Origin of the sequence: Shewanella sp. (assembly GCF_041630135.1) — a bacterium.
Taxonomy (GTDB): Bacteria; Pseudomonadota; Gammaproteobacteria; order Enterobacterales; family Shewanellaceae; genus Shewanella.
The window spans coordinates 1-4,197 of sequence record NZ_JBFKLW010000112.1 but is presented as its reverse complement, the minus strand read 5'-3'; the positions used below and the strand labels follow the sequence as shown (position 1 = coordinate 4,197).

Sequence of the window (4,197 nt, the reverse complement as noted above, 5' to 3'; positions counted from 1 at the left end):
TATGCGCACTCTCGGCGCTCTGCGGCCGGACAAACGCCGCCGTATTGCCCGTGAAACGCTTGAGATTTACGCCCCCATCGCCAACCGTCTTGGTATCCATAACATCAAGATTGAGCTGGAAGATTTAGGCTTTCAGGCCTATTACCCCATGCGTTATCGGGTGATCAGGGAAGTAGTCAAAGCCGCCCGCGGCAATCGCAAAGAAATTATCGCGATTATTAAATCAGCGGTGGCTGCTCGCCTGGAAGATCAGGGCATTCCTGCCAAGGTGAAGGGCCGCGAAAAGAACCTTTATTCCATTTACAACAAGATGCGCAGCAAAGAGCTGCAATTCCAGGAAGTAATGGATATCTACGCTTTTCGCGTCATTGTGGACAATATTGACACCTGTTACCGGGTGCTCGGCGCCATGCACGGCTTGTATAAGCCCCGTCCGGGTCGCTTCAAGGACTATATTGCCATCCCCAAGGCCAACGGTTATCAATCACTGCACACATCGCTGTTTGGCCCACATGGTGTACCGGTTGAAATCCAGATCCGTACCGAAGATATGGATCAGATGGCCGACAAAGGGGTTGCCGCCCACTGGGTGTATAAAAGTGGCAGTGAAAACAGCGGCAGCACAACAACACAGGTACGGGCGCGCAAATGGATGCAAAGTCTGCTGGAACTGCAGCAAAGTGCCAGTTCATCTTTTGAATTTGTTGAAAACGTTAAAACCGAACTCTTCCCCGATGAAATTTACGTGTTCACCCCGGAAGGCCGTATTCTTGAGTTACCTGTAGGCGCCACCGCGGTGGATTTTGCCTACGAAGTGCATACCGATGTAGGCAACACCTGCGTGGGTGCACGGGTGAATCGTCAGGCCTATCCGCTGAGTCAGCCACTGATATCCGGTCAAACCGTTGAAATTATTACCGCAAAAGGCGCCAAACCTAACGCAGCCTGGCTCAATTTTGTGGTTACCGGTAAAGCGCGCGCAAAAATCCGTCAGGTGCTGAAAAATCTCAAACAGGATGAAGCCATCACCCTTGGCAAGCGATTACTCAATCACGCGTTGGGTGAAACAAAACTCGACAGCATCCCAGCCCAACAACTGGAACGGGTGATTGTAGAAACCAAGCACAAAGATCTCGACAGCTTGCTGGCCGATATCGGCCTGGGTAATGCCATGAGCATAGTGATTGCCCAGCGATTGCTTGGCGATAAGGTGCCGGAAAGCAGTGGCGAATCGCATCTGATGCCGATCCGCGGTGCTGAAGGCATGCTGGTGTCTTTTGCCAAATGCTGCCACCCAATCCCCGGCGATGCAGTTATCGCCCACGTCAGCCCCGGTAAGGGCCTGGTGGTACATATGGAAAATTGTGCCAATATCCGGGGTTATCAGGGTGAGCCCGATAAGTACATTCCGGTGCAGTGGGACAAAGTTGACGGGGTTGAGTATCAGGCCAACCTGAGAGTGGAAATCGTTAACCATCAGGGTGCATTGGCTAAAATCACCTCGATTATCGCCAGCGAAGGCTCCAATATTCATAACCTCAGCACTGAAGAGCGCGACGGTAGAGTGTATCTCATCAACCTGCGGATTTCGGTGCGTGATCGTGTCCATCTGGCCAACGTGATGCGGCGCATCCGGGTTCTGCCCGAGGTGCTCAGAACCTCCCGTAATCGCTGACAGCCCTGAAAAATGCGCATTTAAAGGAAGAATTACCATGGCTGAAAAAACCATTATCGTTACCGACAAGGCCCCGGCTGCTATCGGCACCTACTCTCAGGCTGTGAAAGTGGGCTCAACCGTATATCTGTCAGGCCAGATCCCGCTGGACCCAGCCACCATGGCGCTGGTTGGTGACGACTTTGAAGCCCAAACCGTGCAGGTATTTGAAAACCTCAAGGCCGTGTGTGAAGCCGCCGGTGGCAGCTTCAACGATATTGCCAAACTGAATATCTTCCTGACCGACCTGTCGAATTTCGCCAAAGTGAATGAAATCATGGGCCGTTACTTCAGCGAGCCTTACCCAGCCCGTGCCGCCATCGGCGTAAAAGAGCTGCCACGGGGCTCGCAGGTAGAAATGGATGGCGTGATGGAGCTGTAATCGGCTCATCACTCTCAGGGCGCCTCGGCGCCCTTTTGTTTTTTCACGATTTATGCAGGAAGTTTCCATGAGCCCGGAACGTTTTGCCCGCATCAATGACATGCTGGACAACCGACAACCGGATCTGACCGTATTACTCGACCAGGTTCACAAGACCAATAACATCGCCGCAGTGCTGCGCAGCGCCGACGCCGTGGGTGTCCACCAGCTGCATGCTGTGTGGCCAGAAAACGATATGAGGGTGTCAGGCAATACAGCCTCCGGCAGCCAACAATGGGTAACAACCAAGCGCCACCATACAGTGGCCGATGCCATTGCGTCGCTCAAGGCCGAAGGCATGCAGGTGGTGGTGACTAACTTCTCCAATAAAGCCAAAGATTTTCGCGAAGTAGACTACACCAAACCCACCGCCATAGTGCTGGGGCACGAAAAGTTTGGTGTCAGTGCCGAAGCCGTGGCATTGGCCGATGCTGAAGTGATTATCCCCATGGTGGGCATGGTGCAATCCCTCAATGTGTCGGTGGCAGGCGCCTTGGTGCTGTTTGAAGCCGAACGCCAACGTCGCCAGGCCGGCATGTATGGTAATCGCAAACTGCCGGAAGATTACTGCCAGCAGTTGTTGTTCGAGCAAGGGCACCCCATCTATGCCAAGGCCTGCCGTCGTAAAGGGCTGGCCTACCCAGCCATAGACGAACGCGGGCAAATTCGGGCATCGGCTGAATGGTGGCAAAAGATGCGCGAAGCCGACCCGGATGCCCCACGCCCTGAGCGCGGCCGCCAACGCCGGATGTAAATGCACTATCCAGCCCGATGCAGTTCAGCCACCAAACTCCAAACGGTGGCTTTTACTGGCCAAAACCAGGTTCACAGACTGTTGTTGGCAATGATGTAACCCGGAACCTTTTGCCTCCGCGAATCAATATAATAAGTCCTGCGCTATCAGGCCTGCTAATCTGAAACCATAACCTCAGACCACAGCTAAACCATTTGCGGGCAGTCGCAAAAATCGACATACTGGAAATTAAACGCGCGTTTGAACCCATCAGACGCAGGAAAGCATAACGAACAAGATGGAAGTAGAGATGCAAGCCACTATCAAGACTCCTGTAGAGATGCTCAACCACTGGGTGGATACCCAGGGTGACACGGTTTATCTGCGTCAACCGGTTAACGGCCAATACCGCGATTTCAGCTGGCGTGACGTGAAACGTCAGATGGAACAAATCGCCGGTGCGCTGCGCCACCTGGGTTTAGCCCCGGGCGACAAGGTTGCGGTACTGTCGAAGAACTGTGCCGAGTGGTTTATTACCGATTTAGCGTTGATGCACGGCGGTTATATCAGCGTACCCATTTACCCCACAGCCAACGCCGATACTATTCGTTACGTGCTGGAGCACAGCGGCGCCAAAGCCATATTCATCGGTAAGCTGGATCACTGGGCCGAACAGGAAGCCGGTGTCAGCGGTAACATCCTGCGTATGGCCTTCCCTTACGATACCATGCCAACCCAATACGGCTGGGATCAGTTGCTGGGCATGGGTCAGCCATTGACTGAGGCACCGCTGCCACAGCCAGAGGACATCATGACCCTGATTTACACCTCGGGTTCAACCGGCAGCCCCAAGGGTGCCATCCAAACCTTTGGTGCCTATGCCTGGACATGTACTGCCGTAGTGCGGGATCTCAAGACCGACGGTGACGATCGCCTGCTGTCTTACCTGCCACTGGCTCACATCACAGAGCGGGTGGCCATCGAAGGCTCGTCCTTTTATTCCGGCAGCGCTGTGGCTTTTGTGGAAAGCCTGGATACTTTCGTTGCCGACGTGCAGCGCATGCGGCCAACCGTGTTCTTCTCAGTACCGCGCCTGTGGACCCTGTTCCAGAAAAACATCATCGATAAGGTGGGCTTCGACAAGCTCAACTTCCTGCTCAAGCTGCCCATCATCAGCTATCTGGTAAAGCGTAAAATTCACAAAGGCCTGGGGCTGGATAAGTGCCGTTTGCTGGGTTCAGGTTCGGCGCCAATTCCACCGTCCCTTATCCGCTGGTACAACAGCATTGGCCTCAACATCTGTGAAGCCTGGGGCATGACCGAAAACTG

Annotated in this window: 4 protein-coding genes; all 4 read left to right on the top strand. The window is 53.9% G+C overall.

Annotated elements, in window-relative coordinates; translation table 11 throughout:
• Positions 1–1,675, top strand: a 1,675-nt coding sequence (spoT, locus tag ABYK60_RS18295; protein ID WP_372873423.1) for a bifunctional GTP diphosphokinase/guanosine-3',5'-bis pyrophosphate 3'-pyrophosphohydrolase, incomplete at its 5' end; no start/stop codon positions are given.
• 37 nt (positions 1,676–1,712) lie between these two features.
• Positions 1,713–2,096, top strand: a complete 384-nt coding sequence (locus tag ABYK60_RS18290; RefSeq protein ID WP_372873422.1) for a RidA family protein — start codon at positions 1,713–1,715, stop codon at positions 2,094–2,096.
• A gap of 67 nt (positions 2,097–2,163) precedes the next feature.
• Positions 2,164–2,889: a tRNA (guanosine(18)-2'-O)-methyltransferase TrmH gene (trmH, locus tag ABYK60_RS18285; protein ID WP_372873421.1), complete on the top strand. Its 726-nt coding sequence runs from the start codon at positions 2,164–2,166 to the stop codon at positions 2,887–2,889.
• Between the two features lie 289 nt (positions 2,890–3,178).
• Positions 3,179–4,197: AMP-binding protein (locus tag ABYK60_RS18280; RefSeq protein WP_372873420.1), on the top strand; the 1,019-nt coding region annotated here is incomplete at its 3' end.